At 55.3% G+C, this 1,328-nt stretch carries 3 protein-coding genes; 2 read left to right on the plus strand and 1 reads right to left on the minus strand.

The genetic code is table 11. The annotated features are described in order from the left end of the window. Positions 1 to 154: 154 nt before the first annotated feature. Positions 155 to 358, plus strand: a complete 204-nt coding sequence (locus A3730_RS32760) for a hypothetical protein (RefSeq protein ID WP_063519302.1) — start codon at positions 155 to 157, stop codon at positions 356 to 358. A 170-nt stretch (positions 359 to 528) separates the two neighbouring features. Continuing rightward, positions 529 to 753: a hypothetical protein gene (locus A3730_RS32765; RefSeq protein ID WP_231880735.1), complete on the plus strand. Its 225-nt coding sequence runs from the start codon at positions 529 to 531 to the stop codon at positions 751 to 753. Between the two features lie 72 nt (positions 754 to 825). Here A3730_RS32765 and trmB read toward each other — a convergent pair. Continuing rightward, on the minus strand, positions 826 to 1,328 hold a 503-nt coding region (gene trmB / locus A3730_RS20395), incomplete at its 5' end, for a tRNA (guanosine(46)-N7)-methyltransferase TrmB (RefSeq protein WP_063538791.1).

Below are 1,328 nucleotides of genomic sequence, written 5' to 3' on the forward strand. Positions count from 1 at the left end.
CGCACTCGTTGTTGCGCTTTTTCGATGGATGGACATATCTCGATCCCAGTTAGGGGACACCTTCAAAAGCGCGCCCTCTGTGCCCCGAATGGGGTATAGATTGCGAACCAGCCTGAAAGACTGAGTACGCAAGGAGTTTTTCAGAGGTTCCCTAGTGACGCTGCTGGTGGCCTTGGCCACCGGAAACTCCTGGGCTGTTGAAGATAGCCTGCGAGGGGGCTTTCTTGTGGGTGGAGGCTTTGCGCTGGATACCGGTAATTTTGCTGATGAGCTGGAAGATGCTCTGGGTGGTGGTTTCAACGTAGAAGATGATGGTGCCAGCACAGGGCCAGACCTGTACTTGGGGGTATGCTTTTAGTGGCGCTTCCTCTTTTCGTATTGGCTACCGCCAATTCGGGGAGCAATCCGGAGAGGTGTTCACGGGTGGAATGAAGATAGGCGAATATGAGGTGGATGCCGATGGTCTGTACCTGGCGGCTGATATCATGTTCCCACTTGCGGATACGGTTTACTTGGGGGGCATTGGGTTTGCAGAACTGGGATGGCGAATCCATTACTACCACTGCCCTCGGGACGTCGAAAAGCAGCAGCGATGGTCGGGATTTTTTCTATGGCCTGCGTGGTAAATTTCTTTTCAATCAGGGGAACGGCGGTATTGTCGCGGGTTACACCTTCTACAGCTTTGAAGATGAAATGGGTGAAGAGCTGGAATACAACAGTTTAAATTTGGGGGTGGAAGGCTACTTCCGCTGAGATTGAGCAAAGAAAAACCGCAGCCTGCGCTGCGGTTTTTCTTTGCCCGCCTTTAGGCCGAATTCTTTACTGTTAAGCGCTTTTCTCGAACAACAAGTCCCAGACTCCGTGGCCAAGTTTTTCCCCGCGGCGCTCAAACTTGGTTTCCGGGCGCCAGCTCGGGCGCGGCGAGAAGACGCCTGGCCCCGCCACATTGTTGAACCCCTCGGCTGTGTTCATCACTTCCATCATGTGTTCGGAATAGTTTTCCCAGTCCGTGGCCATGTGCAGAATACCGCCGGGTTGCAGTTTGCGTTGTACCAGTGCCACCCAGGCGGGCTGAACGATGCGGCGCTTGTGGTGCTTTTTCTTGTGCCAGGGATCCGGGAAGTACAGCTGCACCCGCGCCAGGCTGTTATCGGGAATGCACAGCTCCAGAATCTCTACCGCGTCGTCACAGTAACTGCGCAGGTTATTCAGGCTGCGCTGCTCGATTTCCATGAGCAAGGCCCCTACGCCGGGACGGTGCACTTCGATACCGACAAAGTCCTTGTCCGGGTCGGCGGCGGCCATTTGGGCCAGCGACTGGCCCAGGC

The organism is Alcanivorax sp. HI0044, from assembly GCF_001634945.1.